This window comes from Streptomyces novaecaesareae, assembly GCF_000716875.1.
GTDB classification, from domain to species: Bacteria; Actinomycetota; Actinomycetes; order Streptomycetales; family Streptomycetaceae; genus Kitasatospora; species Kitasatospora novaecaesareae.
This window is the reverse complement of the sequence record NZ_JNWQ01000238.1, coordinates 1-362: the sequence shown is the minus strand read 5'-3', so window position 1 is coordinate 362 and position 362 is coordinate 1. Positions and strand designations below refer to the sequence as shown.

Here is a 362-nt window from a genome sequence, read left to right as displayed (position 1 = left end):
CACGGTGTCGTTCTTCGACGGCGCGACCCTGCTGGGCACCGGCACTGTCGTCGCGGGCGTGGCCACCTTCACCACCTCCACCCTCGGCGTCGGCACCCACGCGCTGACCGCCGTCTACAGCGGAGACACCGCCTTCAACGGCTCCACCTCGCCCATCGACCCCCAGACCGTCACCAAGGCCAACACCACAACGGTGTTGACGTCCCTGCCCAACCCGTCGGTGTTCGGCCAGCCGGTGAGCCTGACGGCGACCGTCAGCGTCGTCGCCCCCGGGGGCGGCATACCCACTGGCACGGTCACCTTCTTCATCGGCGGCATCCCCCAGGCGCCGGTCACCCTGTCCGGCGGCATGGCCACCCTGA

1 protein-coding gene is annotated in these 362 nt (G+C 70.4%); it reads left to right on the top strand.

The window, feature by feature from the left end; genetic code table 11:
• Positions 1-362: Ig-like domain-containing protein (locus OP86_RS32670; RefSeq protein WP_033334541.1), on the top strand; the 362-nt coding region annotated here is incomplete at both ends.